This is a genomic window from Corynebacterium tapiri (assembly GCF_006334925.1).
Taxonomy (GTDB): Bacteria; Actinomycetota; Actinomycetes; order Mycobacteriales; family Mycobacteriaceae; genus Corynebacterium; species Corynebacterium tapiri.
On record NZ_VDHJ01000001.1, the window covers coordinates 14,564 to 34,467 of the forward strand.

The window sequence follows — 19,904 nt, forward strand, 5'->3', positions numbered from 1 at the left end:
GCCCATGATCACCATCACCGATGCCGCGGATGAGCGCCTGGACGACATCCGCAATCTCAACCACTCGGATAACCGCCCGGATCTTCCCGGCGGCAAGGGCCTGGTCATCGCCGAAGGGCCACTCGTAGTCTCTCGCCTGGTGGAGTCTCGTTTCCCGCTGCGCTGCATCGTGGGGTTCCCGCAGAAGCTTCAGGCCTACGAGGAGGAATACGGGTTGCCGGAGGGCATCCCGGTCTACGCCGTGGACCGGGAAACTCTCGCCGAGGCCGCCGGGTTTGACCTGCACCGCGGCTTGCTCGCGGCAGCGGATCGGGCGCCGGAACCATCGCTCGAGGAACTCCTTGCCAACGCGCAGACGCTCTGTGTCCTGGAGGGTGTGGGTGATCACGAGAACATCGGTGCCATCTTCCGCAACGCGGCCGGCCTGGGCGTGGACGGCGTCCTATTCGGCAACGGTTGCGCCGACCCGCTGTATCGACGCAGCGTGCGCGTGTCCATGGGGCATGTACTGCGAACCCCGTTCGCACACCTGCCCGGCACATACACCACCTGGCAGCGATCGCTGGAGGAACTGCGAGAGCGGGGCTTCCGTCTCGTCTCTATGACCCCCGGCGGAGATACCACTCTGGCGAAGGCCGTCGAGGGGGCAGACAAGGTGGCCATTCTGGTGGGAGCTGAGGGCCCCGGGCTTACTGAGCATGCCATGCGCGCCACCGATGTGCGCGCCGTCATTCCTATGGCCGCAGGGACCGATTCCCTGAACGTAGCCACCTCCGCTGCGGTGGCTTTCTACGAGGTCCAGCGCAGCCGGTCCTAGGACACGGCTGGCCTAGCGCGGGCGGTCAGTGTGTCGCAGCCGCTCGTTGAGTTGGGCCTGCCAGCCGCGAGCGCGCCGGGCTAGGCTTGCTGCTTCTCGCCCGACCCGGCGAGCCGCCGCGGCAGCTGCCTCCGCCAGGCGAACAAACTCATCGCCTTCGCGGGCCGTCGGGTGGACCTCGTAGTCGTCGTAAAGCTCCTCGTCCTCGTCCGCCCGAGCGATCTCCACCTTGGAGGTATTGTCCTCGCGCCGCACAGGAGCGGCTTCTGGGCGGCCGTCAACCGCATATCCCACCACGTTGATGTCTAAGCCTTCTTCGGCTCCGAGATAGACACGCTGTGCCTCCCGCGCGAGGTCACGGGGTTCGAAGGGGAGCGAAATCCCGCCTCGCGGCTCGCTCTTTTCGCCCGCCCAATATGGAGCTTCGAAGGGTTCGGGCAGACCAATGTCCTCGAAAAGCGTGTCACGCACGGCAGACAAAGCTCGTTTGACCTGGCCGTCGTGGACGTGGCAGAAACCGCCGAAGTCGTTCCCGTCGCCTTCGGCAATGATGTAGACGTCAGTGGCAGGGCGGGCATTGAGCAGGGAAGGGTCGATCTCGGAGAGGTTGCCCAGGTCCTCGATCCACGTCTGCACGACGGTCAATCCCTGGTATCCGCCGACGTACCATTCGCCCCGGCTGGCAGCACTCGAACGATTCAGCGGGAATTGACCGATCATGCTGATCGGCCACGCGGGATTGAATTGCGCCAGAAACTTGCGGCCGAAACCGCGGTCAGCCTTCGGCTCCTCAGCGAGTACCGCCGCAGGAGTCGGGGTGTTGACGTACCACAGGGTCACTACTGCCGGGGTTCCCATGGCTCCTACTTCTTGGGTCGCTTGGTATTGGCGCGCACTCCCAGCAGGACGTCTTCCCAGTGGGGGGTAACAGCCTTGCGGCGGCGCTGCGTCGGTTGCTTCTGCTCGGCATCGGGGTGCTGTAGTAGCTCTTCACCCTGTGTATGCGACTCTCGCGGGGAGGCATCGGACGAATCTTCCGGAACCACCGGGATGTCCTGGGTGTCCTCTGCTCCCCGCGGGGAGTTCAGCGATGCTTCGTGGCGGGTGCCGCGGCTTATCGACGTCAGCGTGCGCACCGGTTGAACAAAATCGGGGTCGGTGAGATCTGCGGCCACGGCGTTGCGGGCTTCCGTGGTGCCTCCGGTGGCGGCTTGGCGACGGAAAATCCACTCCGCCTCGTTGTGGCTCAGGCCGGCCTGCCAGGACACCCGGACGATCCATTGCCCGTCCGGCTCCTTGAATGCATCCCAGGTGGCGTCGCTGAGCGAGTGGCCACGGGCGCCGAAAGCGGCAGCCAGCACCTCTGCCAGGGTCAGTTTGGCCGGGCCGTCCTCGCGAATCGGGTGGGAGGCGCGGGCGAGCTCGGCGATCTGTTGCCGCTCCAAGAGCACCGGGTGGGCGTATGCCTCCACGCGGGAGACGGCCACACCCATTTCGTCCGCCAGCTCCTCGGTCGTAGCTCCGGCGCGAATGCGAGTCTGGATTTCGCGCGGGCGCATGTTCAGCGGAGCGGAGTACAGGGGATCGGGCTCCGGGAGGCTGCGGCGCGGCTCCGGGGCAGGCGTGTCGGCAGCGGCCACGGACACCTCGGGCGTAGACGGTGCGGGGTTTTCCTCGTCCGTGGAGGCCTCCGGCAGCGAGGACGCCGGGGTGGAACCGGTGAGCGCAGACCGCACATCGTCATCGACGACCAGGAAGAACTGCTCGCCACTCTCATCCACCAGAACCAGGCTGGTGCTGGTGGACTCCTCGCTGATTACGCGTAGCTCGCGCATGACGCTTCGTACCCCTTTCGTCGGCGGCTGGCGAAATCACCACATAACACTGCAATTATCTCAGGTTAGACCAGTTCGCCGGGTGAGGGACTTAAACCGCGCCGACACCCTGCTGGAAAAGGTAGTCCACGCAGGCCGTCAGGGCCTCCACGTCGGCTGTGTCGATTGCAGGGAACAGGCCCACGCGAAGCTGATTACGTCCTAGCTTGCGGTAGGGCTCGACATCCACGACGCCATTGTTTCGAAGGGCCTGCGCGATAGCTGCTGCATCGACGCGCTCGTCAATGTCCACGGTGCCCACTACAAGGGAGCGCGATTCGGGATCGCTGACAAAGGGAGTGCACAGCTCGTGGCGCTCGGCCCAGTCGTACAACACGGCAGAGTTGGCGCGGGTGCGCTCAACCATTCCGCTCAAACCGCCGTTGTTGTTCATCCAGCGAATCTGCTCATCCAGCATGAGCAATGTGGCCACTGCCGGGGTGTTGTAGGTCTGATTCTTCCGGGAGTTGTCCACTGCGGTCTGTAGATCGAGGAAGGCGGGAATGTAACGGTCGGACTTGGCGATGCTCTCGATGCGCTCCAGGGCTGCCGGGCTCAGCGCAGCTAGCCACAGACCGCCGTCGGACGCGAAGCATTTTTGGGGAGAGAAGTAATAGGCATCGGCCTCGCGCATATCCACGGGCAGACCACCGGCACCGGAGGTGGCATCGATGAGCACCAGCGCGTCGGTGTCGGGCCGCTGTACGGGAACCATGGCACCCGTCGAGGTCTCATTGTGCGCCCAGGCCACGACGTCGGCATCGGCGTCAGCTAGCTGGCCGGGCTGGGGCGCGGTACCGGGTTCGGCCTCGACCACGTGGGGGTCGTCCAGCCAGGGGGCCGCGGCCGAGGCTTTGGCGAACTTGGAAGAGAACTCGCCGAAGGCCAGGTGAGCGGAGCGGCGATTAATCAGGCCGAAGGTCGCGGCATCCCAGAAGGCGGTCGCCCCGCCGAGGGAGAGGGCGATCTCGTAGCCGTCGTCAAGCGAAAAGAGCTCCGTGAGACCCTCGCGCACGGATCCCACCACATTCTTGACCGCGGGCTTGCGGTGAGAGGTTCCAATGACGCCTCCTGCGGCAGCGGAGATCGCTTCGATCTGCTCCGGACGTACCTTCGACGGGCCGCAGCCGAAGCGGCCGTCGGCGGGGAGAAGGTCGGAAGGAATGGTGGGGGACTGGGCGGACATGGAGTGATCACTCCTCGAGTACGAAAATCGGTCGATCGACAGTAATGCCGCCACCATAATGCGCTCACCCGCCTGGGGCGAGGGGGTAGGGAAAAGTAGTTTGAGGAATTCCTACTTCCGGGGGTAGGTGAGGTGGGTCCCCAAAGTGGGTAAAGCTGTCATGCGGGTCACAGTCTTTGCTAGAGTGGCGGGCGGTTACGCGAATTCAGCGGACGTATCAGCACTTTTAAGCGGATGCGCAGACCGCGAGCGTGGAACAGGTGTAAGCGACGCCTTAAGCACTTTGACCCAATGCAGGGGAGGGGCTTGGGGCGACGATAGAACTCGAAAGGTTTACTGTGGCTCAAGACAACAACCAGAAGGCCGTACTGTCCTATCCCGGCGGCGAGTACGAGATGGACATCATGCGTGCCACGGAGGGCAACGACGGTGTCGTCCTGGGCAAGCTGCTGGGCGAGACTGGCCTGGTCACCTTTGACCCGGGTTACGTGTCCACCGGCTCCACCGAGTCGAAGATTACCTACATTGACGGTGAGCAGGGCATTCTTCGCTACCGCGGTTACGACATCGCAGAGCTGGCAGAGAAGGCCACCTTCAACGAGGTCTCCTACCTGCTGATCAAGGGCGAGCTGCCGACCCAGGAGCAGCTGAGCCACTTTAACAACGAGATCCGCCACCACACGCTGCTGGACGAGGACTTCAAGTCCCAGTTCAACGTCTTCCCGCGCAACGCGCACCCCATGTCCGTGCTGGCGTCCTCGGTGAACATTCTGTCCACCTACTACCAGGACCAGCTCAACCCGCTCAACGAGGAGCACCTGGACAAGGCAACCGTGCGCCTGATGGCCAAGGTGCCCATGCTGGCTGCTTACGCCTACCGCGCCTCCAAGGGTTCGCCCTACATGTACCCGGACAACTCCCTGAACGCGCGCGAGAACTTCCTGCGCATGATGTTCGGCTACCCGACCGAGCCGTACGAGGTCGATCCGGTACTGGTCAAGGCCCTGGACAAGCTGCTCATCCTGCACGCTGACCACGAGCAGAACTGCTCCACCTCCACGGTGCGCATGATCGGTTCCGCGCAGGCCAACATGTTCGTCTCCGTCGCCGGCGGCATCAACGCTCTGTCCGGCCCGCTGCACGGTGGCGCAAACCAGGCCGTTCTGGAGATGCTCGAGGACATCCAGAATAACCACGACGGCGACGCCACCGAGTTCATGAACAAGGTGAAGAACAAGGTGGACGGCGTTCGCCTCATGGGCTTCGGTCACCGCGTGTACAAGAACTACGACCCGCGTGCGGCGATCGTCAAGGAGACCGCACACGAGGTGCTGGAGCACCTGGGCGGCGACCACCTGCTCGACCTGGCAATGAAGCTCGAGGAGATCGCACTGGCTGATGACTACTTCATCCAGCGCAAGCTCTACCCGAACGTCGACTTCTACACCGGCCTGATCTACCGCGCCATGGGCTTCCCGACGGACTTCTTCACCGTCCTGTTCGCCATCGGCCGCCTCCCGGGCTGGATCGCTCACTACCGCGAGCAGCTGGAGATGAACACCAAGATCAACCGTCCGCGCCAGATCTACACCGGCGAGACGCAGCGCCCGTTCGTGCCGCGTGACCAGCGCTAATACCGCTTAACGTAGCGCGTTGAGGGGCCCCTAGTTGTGGAGAGATTCCACGCTGGGGGCCTGTGCGTTGCCGGGGTGGCGTGAGGCTGGGGCGGGATTTTGCGATTGCTTTTATATACTGGGTGCGACCTCGCCTGCCGTACATGCCTGAGGTAGGTATGGACAGGCGCTGAGAACTGACGTCAATTCCGCAAGGAGAACCCCCGCCATGGAGCAGTCGGAGAAACCGCATATCGAGGTGCCCGACACCCCAGCACCTGCCGAGCTCGTCATCGAGGACCTCATCGTTGGCGATGGAGCAGAGGCTAAAGAGTCTGGCATGGTCGAGGTCCACTATGTGGGCGTCGACTACGCCACTGGCCAGGAGTTTGACTCCTCCTGGGACCGCGGTCAGTCCATCGAATTCCCCCTTAACGGCCTGATCGCTGGCTGGCAGGAAGGCATCCCCGGCATGCGCGTTGGCGGTCGCCGCAAACTGACCATCCCGCCGGAGCTTGCCTACGGCCCCGCCGGTGGCGGTCACCCGCTAGCTGGCTTGACGCTCGTATTCATCATCGATCTTCTGCGAGCTGAGTAAAAGCCCTTCCTTTTAGGGCACAATGGTGGGTATGAGCAACACGCCGATACCCACCTTTTCGCTTATCGACGGTGCTGAGATGCCGCAAATCGGCTTTGGCACCTACAAACTGCACGGCGATGAGGCCGTGCGCATGGTCCGCGAAGCCATCGCCGCAGGTTACCGCCACATTGACACCGCTTCCCTCTACGACAACGAGGGGGCCGTTGGGCAGGGAATCCGGGATGCTATCGCTGCCGGTGATGTGACGCGCGAAGAGCTCTTCGTGGCCACCAAGGCCTGGAACAACGAGCAGGGCAAGGACGAGATCCCGCAGGCATTCCGCCGCTCCCTGGCTCGCCTTGGTCTGGATTACCTGGACTTGTACCTCCTGCACTGGCCGTGGCCGCAGCGGGGACTGTACAACGAAAGCTTTGAGGCGATGGCCAAGCTGCAGGGCCTCGGCGACGTGCAATCCATCGGTGTGTGCAACTTCTACGAGGAGGTCCTCCAAGACCTCGTGGACGCCACGGGAGTGACCCCGGCGATTAACCAGGTGGAGATGCACGTGGGATTCAGCCAGGCGCCGCTGCGTCAGCTGCACTCCGAGCTGGGCGTGGTTGGCCAGGCCTGGGCCCCGCTGGGTAGGGGAGTGCTGATGGAAAATCCCGAGGTGCGCTCAATTGCCGCCAACCACGGTGTGTCTGAGGCCCAGATTGTCCTCGCCTACCTGCTGAACAAGGGAGTGTCGGTGATCCCGAAGACGGCGACGCCTGCACGCCTGTTGGAGAACGCGGCAGCGGTTGACATCGAGTTGGAGCCGGCGGAGCTTGCTTCCCTGGATGCGCTCGATGGTGTGGAGGGAATCGGTCGCCTTTCTGGTGATCCGCGCGAGTTCCCCGGTGAGGTGCGTCAGAACTAGTACCCCACCTTTCACCCCGCATGCCGCCATGGCACGCGGGGCTTTTTATTTTCTGGGGGTGTCGCAGGGGGTGGGGGATAAATGCAGGTGGACATGGTTTTAGGGGGTGGGTGCTCCCAGTGATTCTTAAGTTTTTTCGCATTTCGTGGACGCAGGTGTGTGTCGCACGTTACCTTTTTCTGTTAGTGGAGTGATGTAACGCACAAGAGGTGATCTTCATCTCGTGCGCCACACAAAGAAAGGTAAGACTTCATGGGAAGTGCACCCGCCAGCAATGGCTCGACCTCAGTAGCTGTGTCGCAGCGGCGACAACCTACGGCTGAGGATTTCCTCGCAATGCAAAAGAGCTCAGAATTTGGCGAGCTGCGTTCAGCCTTTCGCGGATTCACCATCCCGATCGCCATCGCAGCCTTGGTGTGGTTTGTGGGCTTCACCCTCGCAGCCATGTACTTGCCCGAGGTCATGGCACGGACAGTGCTCGGCCTGAACCTAGGGATCTGGTTGGGCTTTGCGCAGTTCTTCACCACATTCCTGATCACCTGGGTGTACATCGGCTACGCCAACAAGAACTTTGAACCGCGCCAAAGCGCAATTCGCTCGAAGATGGAGGGCTAACGCATGATTGTGAACCATCTCGCTGCCGATGGTGCAGCTGCAGAATCCTCTGCGGGTAACCCCGTCCTCAACATCATCGTCTTCGTAGCCTTCATTGTGGTCACGATGTACTTCGTGTCTCGTGCTGGCAAGACCACGAGCGAGGCCTCCGACTTTTACACCGGTGGAGCCTCCTTCTCGGGAACTCAGAACGGCCTGGCAATCGCGGGTGACTACCTCTCAGCGGCATCGTTCCTGGGCATCGTCGGCGCCATTGCGCTGACCGGATATGACGGCTTCCTGTACTCGATCGGCTTCTTCGTGGCCTGGCTGGGTGCGCTCCTGCTCGTGGCAGAGCCGCTGCGTAACGTCGGCCGATTCACCATGGCGGACGTGCTCTCCTTCCGCCTGCGCCAGAAGCCGGTCCGGCTGGCTGCGGCCTTTGGCACCCTCTTCGTCTCGCTGTTCTACCTCATCGCCCAGATGGCCGGCGCCGGCTCGCTCGTCGCCGTTCTGCTGGACATCCACGACGTGTTTTGGCAGGGGGTCATCGTCGCCGTCGTGGGCGTGATCATGACCTTCTACGTTCTCGTCGGTGGAATGAAGGGCACGACCTACGTGCAGATGATCAAGGCTGTCCTCCTGGTGACCGGTGTGGTCATCATGGTCGTGCTGGCTTTCATCATGGCCAAGGGTGGCCTGGCCGCCCTCCTGGATCGGGCAGTGGACGCGCACGCTGCGTCGGCAACCCTGGCCAAGAAGGGCTACGAGGCCCAAGACATCCTGGAGCCGGGTCTGAAGTACGGCAAGACTGCGACCAGCAAGCTCGACTTCATCTCGCTCGGCCTCGCCCTGGCACTTGGTGTGTCCGGTCTGCCGCACGTGCTGATGCGCTTCTATACCGTGCCGACCGCCCGCGAGGCCCGCAAGTCCGTGACCTGGGCGATCATCCTCATCGGTTCCTTCTACCTGATGACGCTCGTGCTGGGCTACGCCGCCGCAGCCTTCGTCGGCCCGGACCGCATCCTGGCCGCACCGGGCGGTGCCAACGCCGCCGCGCCGCTGCTCGCCCTCGAACTGGCCGGCCCGATCTTCATGGCCATCATCGCAGCCGTCGCATTCGCCACAGTGCTCGCTGTGGTGGCCGGCTTGTGCATCACGGCATCGGCTTCGGTGGCACACGACATCTACGACGCAGTGATGCGTGACGGCAAGGCCTCCGAAGAGGATCAGGTGCGCGTCTCCCGCGTGACCGTGGTGGTCATCGGCATCGCCTCCAGCGTGTTGGGAATCCTGGCGATGCAGCAGAACGTGGCCTTCCTGGTCTCCCTGGCATTCGCCATCGCGGCCTCGGCAAACCTGCCCACGATCCTGTTCTCCCTGTACTGGAAGCGCTTTAACACCACCGGTGCCGTGGCCTCCATGTACACCGGACTGCTGTCCTGCCTGTTGCTGATCTTCCTGTCCCCGGCCGTTTCCGGTTCGGAGACCGCGATGTTCTCCAACGCAGACTGGGCGATCTTCCCGCTGTCCAGCCCGGGCATCGTGTCCATCCCGCTGGGCTTCCTGGCTGGTGTGATCGGCACCTACCTGGGCAAGCCGGACAATCTCGACGCGTTGCAGGCCGAGATGGAGGTCCGCTCGTTGACTGGTGTCGGAGTGGAAGCTCCCGTCGACCACTAGGTCGTATTCAGGCAATTCGGTGACTAAAGCCGTCGATACGCGTTATGCGTACCGGCGGCATTAGCATTACTGCTCGTGTTTACAACTTCGCGCCCCGCTGTGACCGCTGGCTTAAGCCTCGTGGTCATCTGCGCCCTGTGTGCAGCGGCCTTGACGTGGTTTCTCGGGCGTTCCGACGCCCCGCGCTCCCTCGGGTCACCCGCCACAACGACGGTGACGGTGGCGGCCCGCCCGGGAGTAATCCCCCAGCCGGAGCGGCCGGATCCCAGCGTGGTGGAGTTTAAGAAGAACGCCACGGGCTCCCAAGCCACGCTGTTGCGTCTCGACGATGGTTCCCACGTTGGTACCGCCACCGAGCGCTTCGCTCGCCCCGCGCTGAGTCTGGCCAAGCTCTACGTTGCCTACTATGTCTTCGAGCACGGCACGGAGGACGAGCAATACGACGCGGTCATGATGATCAGTTCCTCGGACGATGAGGAAGCCACGCGGCTGTATGAAAAGTATCCCGAGTCCATCGACCGCGTGGCCGATGAATTCAACCTGTATTCCACGCGCGGCTCTGAGGAGTGGGGGACCTCGGTGACTTCGACCTACGATGTCACGCGCTTCATCGCAGCCCTGATCAAGGCGGACAAGACCCACCCGATCCTCGTGGCGATGGCGCTTTCCGGGCCTGTGGCGGCCGATGGCTATGGCCAGGACTTTGGCACGGCAAAGCTGCCCGGAGCGCAGGGAACCAAGTGGGGATGGTCCAACGACCTCTCCCTGCACTCCTCGGTGACCTTCGGGGAAAACTACGTGGCCGCCGCCGCGGTGACCGGCTCGGCCGACGACCTCACCGCGTTTGCCGAGGTCCAGCTCGGCAAGCTAGCCGAGCAGGCGAGTAGCTAGTTCAGCGTGGAGGAGATCTGCTGGGCGATCTTGACACCCTGGCTGATCTGCTCCCCGCTAATCGACGACCCGTTGACCGTGATGTCAGGGAACTGACCCGGGTTGGGGGAGACCGCTACTGGGGTGGACTGCTTTGGCTGGGTAGTGGAGGCGGCCGGCGTGCTGGTTGCTGGCGTGCTCGGGGCGGTGGTGTGGGCAGCCTTGCCCGGCGTCCACTGGCCCCAGTCCTCGCGGTAGACGTTGTTGATGTCTACGCCGATGCCAGCAACCTTGTCCTTGTCGATGCGGATCTGGTGCAGGTGGGCATGCGGGTGGATCTTGCCGTTAGAGCCCCAGTTGTGCTGCCAGAAGTAGGCGCCGATGCCGTCGCTGATAGCCCAGTTGATCACGTTGTAGTTGCCGTAGATGCCGAGCTTGAGGCCGGCCTTTTCCAGAGCAATGCCGAAGGCCTGCAGGTACGGCTTGATGAGGGAGTCGTACTGCTCGCGGCTCGGGTTGTCGTCGATGGCCACGTAGACAGGCACGCCGGTCGGGCCGCCGGCTGCAACGTGGAAGGTGATGGCCTGCGGCGCGTGGACAGCTGCGCCCGCTGCTCCCTGCTTCCAGTCCGCAGTCTCGTTCTTGCCGAACTGATAGACCGACGCCACGGCCAGGCCGTTGGCGGCAAAGTCTGCGGTTTCGGTGGCGGTGACCGGCTTGCCGATCATCCACTCCGCGCCCGGACGGCGCGCCGACACGTAGCGCACCGCGCCGATGTGGCCGGCGTTCTTGACGGCTTGGGCCGACGGTACACCAGCTGCGTAGTCGATGACGGTGCCGAGAACTCGCTGGTCGGCCATGGCTACGCGGGGAAGGGCGGTGGCAGCTGTTCCGGCTAGGGCAGAGGCAGCGGCGATCTTAAGCAAGCCGCGTCGAGAAAAGGACGGGGAGGGCATGTGTGCCTACCTTCGCTGGTGATGGAGTGGCGGGATGAGCCCTATGAGGGCAGTAACATCTGGAACTTTAGCAACATTGGTGACATTGCGAAACGTGTGTAACAGGATCGAATTTCCGGGTGCTAGGGAGCTGCGGCGGATTTGAGGTGCTAGGTGCAGAGCTCTAAAGGAATAGGACCAAAGGGCGCCATTTTTGGCGCTAGAGCTCTAAAGGGCCACTCCTTTGGTCCAATTCCTTTAGAGCTCTGGCGGAGAAAGTGAAACCGCTGTGGACTTTGCATAGTTGCAGGTCCACAGCGGCCGAAGTATTGCCGGGCACTGATATGCGACCGGCTGAAATTTTGTGCCCCAGATTGGATTCGAACCAACGACACCCGCTTTAGGAGAGCGGTGCTCTATCCCCTGAGCTACTGGGGCGGATCAACTCCGAACTTTCCGCTTAAGGGCGCTCGGTGTCTGTAGAGTCAACCCTAAACCATGGCCTGGCCTGGGTGGAATCAGGGGCAACTTTGCGGTTCGGGATGCGTTGAAGGTTGTTCAACATGCAAGGGAAGGGGGGTGACTCCTTGATGCCTAGGCTCCTCGCTGCGGCGTATTTTCTCATCGCCACCTGCGGGGCAATGACGCACATTGCGATCACGCTGCACTTCGCGGGACTCGGGCGCGGAGAAGCCCTCGTCGCAGCGGTGCTCGTATCTGGGGTGTGCGCGCAGGTATTCGTGGCGCCGGTCCTGGCACCATTGTTCGACATATTCCACGTGCGCCACGTGATCGCAGGCAGCCTCACTCTCGAGGCCGCAACGCTTGTTATCCTCGCGCTATTCCCGCAACCAGCAGTGCTCATCGCCGGAAACCTCGTTGCCGCCGTCTTAAGCGGGCTCTCGATTCCAGCGCTCTTCACCCTCGCCGAGGACGGCAGGGCCGAAGAAGACCAAGCCAAGGTATTTTCGATGCTGGACACGGCACGCCTCGTCGGAAGCTTCGTTGGCCCAGCGATTGGCGGTGTGCTCCTCGACGCAGCCTCCATACGCCTCGCCCTGCTCATCGAATCCTCAGCACTCATCATTGCGCTGCTCACGATCGCCGCAGCCGCCAGGGGCCACCAGCAAACAACCTCACGAATTACCCAGCGCCCCGCCCAAAGCTTCCTGGCTAAGATCATCGAGGCCCCACGCCTGCTCTTGGGTACCTCGGTCGTGCGCGAGGCGATGACCAGCATCTGGGCGGCGATCATCTTCACCTCGATGTACAACGTCGCCCTGGTCTTCTACGCCACGCAGACCCTCAACGTCAGTGGCCTCGGCTTTGCACTCATAGCTCAAGCATTCATCGTCGGGCGAATCGCCGGCGCCGCCGCTTCCTCCCGCCTCACCAACGACAACGCACTCCCAGCGCTCCTGGTCAGCGGCGTCGTGATGGGCCTAGGGATCGGCATCCCCGGAATCCTGCCTTCGCTGTGGGTCTGCATCCCGTTGTTCTTCATCGCCGGCGCGTCCAACGGGGTGCAGGTCGCGGCCCTGCGCCTAGTGGTGGTCAACTCCGTGCCTGCGGACATCAAGCCCAAGGCGCTGTCGACGATGGGCAGCGTCAACAACTCCGCCATGCTCGTCGGCTACGTCGTGGGCGCTCCCGTCGTCGCCGCCCTCGGCCCAGCCACCACTCTCGCAGTAGCCGGCGCGGGCACCGTGGCGATGACTATCATTCCCCGGTTGCTCAGGGGCGTCGCTAAGCGTTAGAGAGTTCCTCGAGCTTGCGGCGCACGGCACTGGCCTCGGGGTTGGTGGCATGCGTGCCGTCGGAGTAGCGCACGGTGGGCACGATGCGGTCGCCGTTGTTGACGGACTTGACCCACTCGGAGGCCTCGGCGTCAGCCTCGACGTCGACGAGGTCGTAGGGGGTCTCAGTGCGGTCGAGGCGCTCGCGCAGCTTCTTGCAGAAGGGGCACCAGTCGGCGTAGTAGATGGTTACGTGGCTCATGAAGCGTCCTTTCGTCGGTAACTTACAAACCTATAACGCAGCGGCCGCCCGGATTCTTCCCCCAGCAGCCGCCCGCGCTCGGACTCCTGCCATTCTCGCTTCTCGACGATTGCAAAGCCCTCAAGCGACGGCGCAAAAACGGGCTGGTCGTAGACCCCGGCGAGCGTGCAGTCGATCTCGGTGACCTCGACACGATCCACCAGATCGATGGTGGAGGCGTACAGTTGCCCGCCGCCGATGTTCCAGCCATCCAAGCCGTCGATGGAGCTGACCACGAGGGCGCCGCGGGACCACTCACCGGGCGCGCGCGAGGACACCACGATGTTCTCGCGGCCGGGCAGCGGGCGGAAGCGCTCGGGCAGGGACTCCCAGGTGCCGCGGCCCATGATCACCGTGGAACCCTGGGTGCACTCCTTAAAGTGCGCCAGGTCCTCCGGCAGGTGCCAGGGCATGCCTTGGCCGTCGCCAATGATGCCGTCGCGTGATGCCGCCCAGATCGCGCTCAAACTCATACGGAGACCTGCGCCTTGATGGTGGGGTGCGGGTCGTAACCCGTGACCGAGATGTCCTCGAAGGTGTAGTCGAAGATCGAGTCAGCCTTGCGCAGCTCAAGCTGAGGGTAGGGGCGCGGCTCGCGGCTAAGCTGCTCGCGCACCTGATCCACGTGGTCGTTGTAGATGTGGCAGTCGCCGCCGGTCCAGATCAGCTCGCCCACCTCGAGCCCAGCCTGCTGCGCCAACATGTGCGTCAGCAGCGCGTAAGAGGCGATGTTGAATGGCACGCCGAGGAACATGTCGGCCGAGCGCTGGTACACCTGCAGGCTCAGGCGACCGTCGACCACATAGAGCTGGAAGAGCAGATGGCAGGGCAGAAGCGCCATCTTGTCCAGCTCGGAGACGTTCCAGGCGGAAACGAGATTGCGCCGCGAGTCCGGGTTGGACTTCAGCATCTCCACGGCCTGGGCGATCTGGTCGATGTGGCTGCCATCCGGGGTGGGCCAGGAGCGCCACTGCACGCCGTAGACCGGGCCCAGCTCGCCGTTCTCATCAGCCCACTCGTTCCAGATGCGCACGCCGTTGTCCTGCAGCCAGCCCACGTTGGAGTCGCCGGAGAGGAACCACAACAGCTCGCCGACCACCGCGTGGAAGTACACCTTCTTGGTGGTCAGCAGGGGGAAGGATTCAGACAGGTCGTAGCGGACCTGCCGGCCGAACACACTGCGCGTGCCGGTGCCAGTCCGGTCGCCCTTGGCGGACCCGTTGTTCAGGACGTCGAGAAGCAAGTCCTCATAGGGAGTGGGGATCATGCCCCACACTTTAGCGCCCCGAATTTAGAGGAACGAGCCGTGCTCCTCGAGGTACTCGGCGGCGATGCCGAGGATCTCGTCGGCCAGCTCGGGGCGACAGATGAGCAGATCGGGGATGTAGGTGTCGCGGTTGTTGTAGGTCAAAGGCTCCCCGTTGAGGCGCGAGACGTGCAGGCCAGAGGCCAGGGCAACGCCCACAGGTGCGGCCTGATCCCACTCGTACTGGCCGCCGGCATGGACGTAGGCGTCGTGGTCACCGAGCAGCACGTGCATAGCCTTCGCGCCTGCGGAGCCAAAGCCCTCGGCCTCAAAACCGAGCTTGTCGGCCACCTCACGGGCAATTGCCGGCGGGCGGTTGCGAGACACCACGATCTTGCGGGCAAGCGGTCCCTCCACGTACTTCGCCTCCGAGGAGGAGAAGACCACACCCAAGTCGGGTAGACCGACAGCTGCGTGGGTGGGCACGCCGTTTTCTACCAGCGCAATGTGCACGGCCCAGTCCTGACGGCCGGTGGCAAATTCCTTGGTGCCGTCGAGGGGGTCGATGATCCAGACGCGCTCCTTGTCCAGGCGCTCAGGATTATCGGCAGCCTCCTCGGAGAGGAAACCATCGTCGGGGCGGTGCTGGGCGAGCACGCGGGCGATCCAGTTTTGGGCGAGGTCATCACCGGCCTCGCCGAGGTCACGCCCACGCAGCAGGCCCACGCCGCGAATGCCTTTGAGGATCTCACCGGTGCCTTGGGCCAGCAGGTCGGTCAGACGGGAATCGGAGTACTGGGCGCTCATAACTTGAAAGTCTAGTCACGCAGTTACAGTTGGTCATCATGACCAAGGATGTCCTGAGCCGATTCCGCCCCCAGGTGGCCACCTGGTTCCGGGACGTCTTTGAACAGCCCACCCCCGTGCAGCGTGGGGCGTGGGATTCAATCTCGCGGGGAGAGAACGCCCTGGTGGTTGCGCCCACCGGTTCGGGCAAGACCCTGGCCGCGTTTCTCTGGGCGCTGAACTCGTTGGTAGAGCGCGAAGGTCAGCAGCCCCTCGACCTCGATGTGGGGCCTCAAAAGACCTCCGGCCACGGCGGAGTCAAGGTCTTGTATATTTCGCCGCTGAAGGCCCTGGGCGTGGACGTAGAAAACAACCTGCGTGCGCCGCTGACAGGTATCACGCGCACCGCACAGCGCCTGGGCCTCGACGTCCCGGACATTTCTGTGGGGGTGCGCTCCGGGGACACCTCGTCGGCAGAGCGCTCGCGTCAGGTGCGCCGCCCGCCGGACATCCTGATCACGACACCGGAGTCGGCCTACCTCATGCTGACGTCCAAGGCAGCCGGGATCCTCAAAGACGTGGACACCGTCATCATCGATGAGATCCACGCCTTGGCCGGCACCAAGCGTGGTGTGCACCTCTCGCTCACGCTCGAGCGGCTGGCCCATCTGGCCGGGGACTTCCAGCGCATCGGACTATCAGCAACGGTGCGTCCCCTCGACGGCGTCGCGGCCTTTCTGGGTGGGGATCGTCCGGTAGACATCATCGACCCTCCCGGGGCCAAGAAGTGGGACTTGGTGGTGGAGGTCCCGGTCGAGGACATGGCGGACCTCCCGGTGCCCGAGGAAGGCTCGACCATCGGTAATGCCGTGGTCGACGATCCTTTGGGCCTCGGTTCAGGCTCGGGGGAGGAGACGCTTGTCGACGCTACCCCTGCCCTCCACGAATCCGCCCTGCCTCAGCAGCGCTCGATCTGGCCGTTTATAGAGCAGTCGCTCTATGAGCGTATTGGGCAGCATCGCTCCACGTTGGTCTTTGTAAATTCCCGGCGCACTGCCGAGCGTCTGACCAGCAGGCTCAATGAGTTGTGGGCGGAAGAACACGACCCGGAGTCGCTGAGTCCACAGCTGCGTCGCGATCCTGCCCAGCTGATGAAGCCCACGGACGTGGCCGGCAAGGCCCCGGCCATAATCGCGCGGGCCCACCATGGGTCGGTGTCCAAAGAGGAGCGCGCGGAGACCGAGCGGGCGCTCAAGGAGGGCACGCTGAAAGCCGTGGTATCCACCAGCTCCCTTGAGCTGGGCATCGACATGGGAGCGATTGACCTGGTCGTGCAGGTCGAATCTCCTCCCTCGGTGGCTTCTGGCCTGCAGCGCGTGGGCCGCGCCGGGCACTCGGTGGGAGCCGTCTCAGTGGGGCGCTTCTACCCAAAGCACCGTTCTGACTTGGTGCAGACGGCCGTGACCGTCGAGCGCATGCGCGCCGGACTCATCGAGGAGTTGACCACCCCGCAAAACCCCTTGGACGTGCTCACCCAGCAGACGGTGGCCGCCGTGGCCGTGGAGGACTGGGATGTGGACGAGTGGTATCACACTGTCCGCCGCGCCTTCGCCTACCGCGACCTCTCCCGCGATGTGTTCGACGCAGTCATCGACCTGGCCAGCGGAACATACCCCTCCACCGACTTTGCGGACCTAAAACCGCGTGTGGTCTACGATCGCGCAACTGGTGTGCTCAGCGCGCGCCCGGGAGCGCAGCGGGTGGCCGTGATCAATGCCGGAACCATTCCCGACCGCGGCATGTTCGGGGTTTTCCTCGCCGGTGGTGAGGGCACACCGCGCCGGGTCGGAGAGCTCGATGAAGAGATGGTCTACGAGTCTCGCGTGGGGGATACCTTCACGTTGGGAGCAACCAGCTGGCGCATCGAGGACATCACGCGCGACCAGGTGTTGGTCAGCCCTGCGCCAGGGCATACCGGACGCCTGCCGTTTTGGGGAGGAGACTCCCTCGGTCGACCCTATGAGTTGGGAGTAGCGCTGGGTGAGTTCCGTCGAGCCGTGCGCGCAGGCGAGGTGGACATGCCCGACCTGGATACCGATGCCCGAGCCAACGTGGTGGCCTACCTCAAGGAGCAGGAAGAGGCCACCGGGCTGGTGCCCGATGAGAAGACGCTGGTGTTGGAGCGCTTTCGCGATGAGCTCGGTGACTGGCGAGTAGTCCTGCACACACCTTTCGGCAGGGGAGTCAACGCGGCTTGGGCGCTGGCGGTGGGAGCACGCATAGCCGAAGAGACCGGCATGGATGCCCAAGCCGTCGCAGGCGACGATGGCATTGTTCTGCGACTGCCCGAGGCAGATACGGAACCGGATGCGTCCCTGTTCGTCTTCGACGCCGATGACATCGAGGAGACGGTGACCAACCAGGTGGGTAATTCCGCCTTGTTTGCCTCCCGTTTCCGCGAGTGCGCGGCGCGCGCGTTGCTTTTGCCCAGACGCCATCCTGGAAAGCGCGCTCCTTTGTGGCAGCAGCGTCAGCGCGCCGAGCAGCTGCTCGACGTAGCCCGCAAGTACCCCAGCTTCCCCATCATCCTGGAGACGGTGCGCGAGTGCCTGCGCGATGTCTACGACCTGCCTGCGCTGCGCGAGGTCATGGAGGGCTTAAAGCTGCGCAGGATACGGGTCGCCGAGGTCACCACCGAGCAACCCAGTCCGTTTTCTACCTCGCTGTTGTTCAACTACACCGGGGCCTTCATGTACGAGGGCGATACTCCGCTGGCAGAAAAGCGCGCCGCCGCGCTCGCTCTCGATCCCGCATTGCTGGCCAAGCTCCTCGGCACCGTCGAGCTGCGCGAGCTGCTCGACCCCGACATCATCGCCGAGGTACACAACAAGCTGCAGTGGGTGTCTCGGGCGCAAACCTCCGAGGACATCGCGGACCTGGTACGCGTGATTGGACCCGTCCCTGTCGACGAGCTCACCCTGCACTGCACCATGGAGGATCCGCTCACGGTCGCAGAAGCGAATCTGGCGGGACGGGTCATGCAGGTGCGCATTGGGGGGAGGCCGCATTTGGCGCAGGTCGCCGATGCAGCCGTGCTGCGCGATGGCCTCGGTGTGCCGGTGCCGCCGGGGATACCGGCACAGCAGGCCACGATCGTGGACGCGCTGGAGCAGCTAGTGGCGCGTTGGGTGAGGACCCGCGGGCCCTTCGTCCTGCGAGAACTCGCACAGGCCTTCGGGCTGGGGATGGGGGCTGCGCATTCCGCGCTGCGCCCGTTGGTTGATTCCCACAAAGTCATCGAAGGCCGGTACCGTCAAGGCGTCGACGAGCAGGAATATTGTGCTGCCGAAGTCCTCAAGAACATCCGCACGCGTTCGCTGGCGGCTGCCCGTGCGCAGACACAACCGGTCAGCCAGAGCGCATTCGCGCGCTTCCTGGTTGACTGGCACAACGTTGCCAGCGTCGGCCAACGCCCACCTCTGCGAGGGGCCGACGGGGTGTTCGCCGTCATCGAGCAGCTCGCCGGAGTGCGTTTGCCCGCCTCCGCGTGGGAGTCGCTGGTTTTGCCGTCGCGGGTGGGCGACTATTCCCCGCTCATGCTTGACGAGCTCACCGCCAGCGGCGAGGTCCTTATCGTCGGTGCGGGAACAGCAGGCGCCAAGGACCCATGGATCATGCTGCTGCCCGCAGACTACGCTGCAGATCTCCTGCCGGACCTGGAGGAAGAAGGCCTGAGCCTGATCCAGCACGAGTTGCTGGAGGTCCTCCGTCGCGGGGGCGGATTCCACTTCCCGGAGTTGTCCGCGCACGCCAGCGGCAGTACCGATGAGGTGCGCGAGGCCCTGTGGGGATTGGTGGAGGCCGGGTTGGTCTCTCCAGACGGGTTTGCCCCGGTACGCGCGCGACTGTCTGGGGGCAAGACCGCTCACCGTGCAAAGCGACGTCCCGCACGCAGCCGGATGCGCATGGGGCGCGCCGGCATCCCTCGCCAGCAGGTCCCGCCGGACATGGTGGGCCGCTGGGCGCTGACCCCGGCTGCTTCGCAAGACGCGACCGCCCGCTCACTCATCCGTGGAGAAACCTGGCTGGAACGCTACGGAGCGCTTACCCGTGGCAGCGTGGTGGCTGAGGCCGTGACCGGCGGCTTCGCCCTGGCCTACAAGGTGCTCAGCGAGTTCGAGGCCTCCGGAAAAGCCCTGCGTGGCTACCTGGTGGAGGGCCTGGGGGCGGCGCAGTTTTCCACCCCGGCCATTATCGACCGGCTGCGTGGGTACGCCGATACTCATGATGTGAGCGGGTGGCCGTCAGGCACCACGGATCCCGAGGTGGTCGTCCTGGCGGCCGCGGATCCGGCCAACCCCTACGGTGCTGCCCTGGGGTGGCCGCAGCAGGGGCCATCGCGGGCAGCGGGCGCCTTGGTCGTGCTCATCGACGGCCTCCTGGCAGCCCATCTCACCCGAGGCGGGCGCACAATGACCACGTTTGCCGATTCCTTCCCCGGCGGCATCGACCCGGATGAGGTCATCGCCCGCGTCGTGGCTGCCTTAGCCGAGGTGGTCTCGTCCGGGACGCTGTCTGCCCTGACCATTGAGAAAATCGACGGGACAGCGGCCCTCGAATCCGGGCTGTTGGAGGTAATGCGCCGGGCTGGGGCGTCGATAAGCCCGCGCGGAATCCGTATCACCGGGCGCGCCCAAACGCCGCGTACCGTGCGCCGGGGACGCAGCCTGAGCGAAGCCATCGAGGACCTGGAGTAGGAGAGGA

The 19,904-nt window shown here is 64.0% G+C and carries 17 protein-coding genes and 1 tRNA gene; 9 read left to right on the forward strand and 9 right to left on the reverse strand.

Features of this window, described 5'->3' with window-relative positions; translation table 11 throughout:
• Positions 1 to 4 precede the first annotated feature (4 nt).
• Complete coding sequence (locus FHE74_RS00085; protein ID WP_139464389.1) at positions 5 to 817, forward strand: TrmH family RNA methyltransferase; 813 nt, start codon at positions 5 to 7, stop codon at positions 815 to 817.
• 12 nt (positions 818 to 829) lie between these two features.
• Here FHE74_RS00085 and FHE74_RS00090 read toward each other — a convergent pair whose 3' ends face one another.
• The 3 genes from FHE74_RS00090 to serC form a co-directional block, all read right to left on the reverse strand.
• A complete protein-coding gene (locus FHE74_RS00090; protein WP_139464390.1) occupies positions 830 to 1,675 on the reverse strand; it encodes a DUF6928 family protein in 846 nt (281 codons plus the stop codon).
• A gap of 5 nt (positions 1,676 to 1,680) precedes the next feature.
• Positions 1,681 to 2,652 (reverse strand): septation protein SepH, encoded by a 972-nt coding sequence (gene sepH / locus FHE74_RS00095; protein WP_139464391.1) that lies wholly within the window; start codon positions 2,650 to 2,652, stop codon positions 1,681 to 1,683.
• Positions 2,653 to 2,743: 91 nt separating this feature from the next.
• Entirely contained in the window at positions 2,744 to 3,877 is a 1,134-nt protein-coding gene (gene serC, locus FHE74_RS00100; protein WP_139464392.1) for a phosphoserine transaminase, read from the reverse strand.
• Positions 3,878 to 4,215: 338 nt separating this feature from the next.
• Between serC and FHE74_RS00105 the strand changes: the two genes are divergently transcribed.
• The 6 genes from FHE74_RS00105 to FHE74_RS00130 all read left to right on the forward strand — a co-directional run bounded on the left by FHE74_RS00105 (position 4,216) and on the right by FHE74_RS00130 (position 10,157).
• On the forward strand, positions 4,216 to 5,511 hold the full coding sequence (locus tag FHE74_RS00105; RefSeq protein WP_139464393.1) for a citrate synthase: 1,296 nt from the start codon (positions 4,216 to 4,218) through the stop codon (positions 5,509 to 5,511).
• A 208-nt stretch (positions 5,512 to 5,719) separates the two neighbouring features.
• Positions 5,720 to 6,088 (forward strand): FKBP-type peptidyl-prolyl cis-trans isomerase, encoded by a 369-nt coding sequence (locus tag FHE74_RS00110; RefSeq protein WP_139464394.1) that lies wholly within the window; start codon positions 5,720 to 5,722, stop codon positions 6,086 to 6,088.
• 31 nt (positions 6,089 to 6,119) lie between these two features.
• Entirely contained in the window at positions 6,120 to 6,989 is an 870-nt protein-coding gene (locus FHE74_RS00115) for an aldo/keto reductase (protein ID WP_139464395.1), read from the forward strand.
• A gap of 336 nt (positions 6,990 to 7,325) precedes the next feature.
• On the forward strand, positions 7,326 to 7,604 hold the full coding sequence (locus tag FHE74_RS00120; protein WP_246049064.1) for a DUF485 domain-containing protein: 279 nt from the start codon (positions 7,326 to 7,328) through the stop codon (positions 7,602 to 7,604).
• A 3-nt stretch (positions 7,605 to 7,607) separates the two neighbouring features.
• Positions 7,608 to 9,266 carry a solute symporter family protein gene (locus FHE74_RS00125; protein WP_139464397.1) on the forward strand — a complete coding sequence of 553 codons (1,659 nt, stop codon included), beginning with the start codon at positions 7,608 to 7,610 and terminating at the stop codon, positions 9,264 to 9,266.
• A gap of 213 nt (positions 9,267 to 9,479) precedes the next feature.
• On the forward strand, positions 9,480 to 10,157 hold the full coding sequence (locus FHE74_RS00130) for a hypothetical protein (protein ID WP_425456308.1): 678 nt from the start codon (positions 9,480 to 9,482) through the stop codon (positions 10,155 to 10,157).
• Here FHE74_RS00130 and FHE74_RS00135 read toward each other — a convergent pair.
• Positions 10,154 to 11,092, reverse strand: a complete 939-nt coding sequence (locus tag FHE74_RS00135; protein WP_139464399.1) for a DUF1906 domain-containing protein — start codon at positions 11,090 to 11,092, stop codon at positions 10,154 to 10,156. The genes FHE74_RS00130 and FHE74_RS00135 overlap by 4 nt on opposite strands.
• A 344-nt stretch (positions 11,093 to 11,436) precedes the next feature.
• Positions 11,437 to 11,509, reverse strand: a tRNA-Arg gene (locus FHE74_RS00140).
• A 152-nt stretch (positions 11,510 to 11,661) separates the two neighbouring features.
• Between FHE74_RS00140 and FHE74_RS00145 the strand changes: the two genes are divergently transcribed.
• The gene (locus tag FHE74_RS00145) at positions 11,662 to 12,828 is read left to right on the forward strand and encodes an MFS transporter (RefSeq protein WP_246049066.1); all 1,167 of its coding nucleotides are present in this window, start codon (positions 11,662 to 11,664) and stop codon (positions 12,826 to 12,828) included.
• On the opposite strand, the gene FHE74_RS00150 is transcribed toward FHE74_RS00145, so the two are convergent.
• The 4 genes from FHE74_RS00150 to FHE74_RS00165 are packed head-to-tail and all read right to left on the reverse strand — an operon-like array spanning position 12,818 to position 15,161.
• Entirely contained in the window at positions 12,818 to 13,069 is a 252-nt protein-coding gene (locus tag FHE74_RS00150; RefSeq protein WP_139464400.1) for a mycoredoxin, read from the reverse strand. The genes FHE74_RS00145 and FHE74_RS00150 overlap by 11 nt on opposite strands.
• Positions 13,066 to 13,581 (reverse strand): dihydrofolate reductase, encoded by a 516-nt coding sequence (locus tag FHE74_RS00155; RefSeq protein WP_139464401.1) that lies wholly within the window; start codon positions 13,579 to 13,581, stop codon positions 13,066 to 13,068. The genes FHE74_RS00150 and FHE74_RS00155 overlap by 4 nt, the downstream gene beginning before the upstream one ends.
• The gene (locus FHE74_RS00160; protein ID WP_139464402.1) at positions 13,578 to 14,375 is read right to left on the reverse strand and encodes a thymidylate synthase; all 798 of its coding nucleotides are present in this window, start codon (positions 14,373 to 14,375) and stop codon (positions 13,578 to 13,580) included. The genes FHE74_RS00155 and FHE74_RS00160 overlap by 4 nt, the downstream gene beginning before the upstream one ends.
• Positions 14,376 to 14,399: 24 nt before the next feature.
• Positions 14,400 to 15,161, reverse strand: a complete 762-nt coding sequence (locus FHE74_RS00165; protein WP_139464403.1) for a 3'(2'),5'-bisphosphate nucleotidase CysQ — start codon at positions 15,159 to 15,161, stop codon at positions 14,400 to 14,402.
• 38 nt (positions 15,162 to 15,199) lie between these two features.
• On the opposite strand from FHE74_RS00165, the gene FHE74_RS00170 reads away from it, so the two are divergent.
• Positions 15,200 to 19,897 carry an ATP-dependent helicase gene (locus FHE74_RS00170; protein ID WP_139464404.1) on the forward strand — a complete coding sequence of 1,566 codons (4,698 nt, stop codon included), beginning with the start codon at positions 15,200 to 15,202 and terminating at the stop codon, positions 19,895 to 19,897.
• Positions 19,898 to 19,904 lie beyond the last annotated feature (7 nt).

Bases quoted from the DNA above. Each gene is read 5' to 3' on its own strand.
- FHE74_RS00085 (WP_139464389.1), top strand. From the start codon at position 5: ATGATCACCATCACCGATGCCGCGGATGAGCGCCTGGACGACATCCGC.
- FHE74_RS00090 (WP_139464390.1), bottom strand. From the start codon at position 1,675: ATGGGAACCCCGGCAGTAGTGACCCTGTGGTACGTCAACACCCCGACT.
- sepH (WP_139464391.1), bottom strand. From the start codon at position 2,652: ATGCGCGAGCTACGCGTAATCAGCGAGGAGTCCACCAGCACCAGCCTG.
- serC (WP_139464392.1), bottom strand. From the start codon at position 3,877: ATGTCCGCCCAGTCCCCCACCATTCCTTCCGACCTTCTCCCCGCCGAC.
- FHE74_RS00110 (WP_139464394.1), top strand. From the start codon at position 5,720: ATGGAGCAGTCGGAGAAACCGCATATCGAGGTGCCCGACACCCCAGCA.
- FHE74_RS00115 (WP_139464395.1), top strand. From the start codon at position 6,120: ATGAGCAACACGCCGATACCCACCTTTTCGCTTATCGACGGTGCTGAG.
- FHE74_RS00120 (WP_246049064.1), top strand. From the start codon at position 7,326: ATGCAAAAGAGCTCAGAATTTGGCGAGCTGCGTTCAGCCTTTCGCGGA.
- FHE74_RS00125 (WP_139464397.1), top strand. From the start codon at position 7,608: ATGATTGTGAACCATCTCGCTGCCGATGGTGCAGCTGCAGAATCCTCT.
- FHE74_RS00135 (WP_139464399.1), bottom strand. From the start codon at position 11,092: ATGCCCTCCCCGTCCTTTTCTCGACGCGGCTTGCTTAAGATCGCCGCT.
- FHE74_RS00145 (WP_246049066.1), top strand. From the start codon at position 11,662: ATGCCTAGGCTCCTCGCTGCGGCGTATTTTCTCATCGCCACCTGCGGG.
- FHE74_RS00150 (WP_139464400.1), bottom strand. From the start codon at position 13,069: ATGAGCCACGTAACCATCTACTACGCCGACTGGTGCCCCTTCTGCAAG.
- FHE74_RS00155 (WP_139464401.1), bottom strand. From the start codon at position 13,581: ATGAGTTTGAGCGCGATCTGGGCGGCATCACGCGACGGCATCATTGGC.
- FHE74_RS00160 (WP_139464402.1), bottom strand. From the start codon at position 14,375: ATGATCCCCACTCCCTATGAGGACTTGCTTCTCGACGTCCTGAACAAC.
- FHE74_RS00165 (WP_139464403.1), bottom strand. From the start codon at position 15,161: ATGAGCGCCCAGTACTCCGATTCCCGTCTGACCGACCTGCTGGCCCAA.
- FHE74_RS00170 (WP_139464404.1), top strand. From the start codon at position 15,200: ATGACCAAGGATGTCCTGAGCCGATTCCGCCCCCAGGTGGCCACCTGG.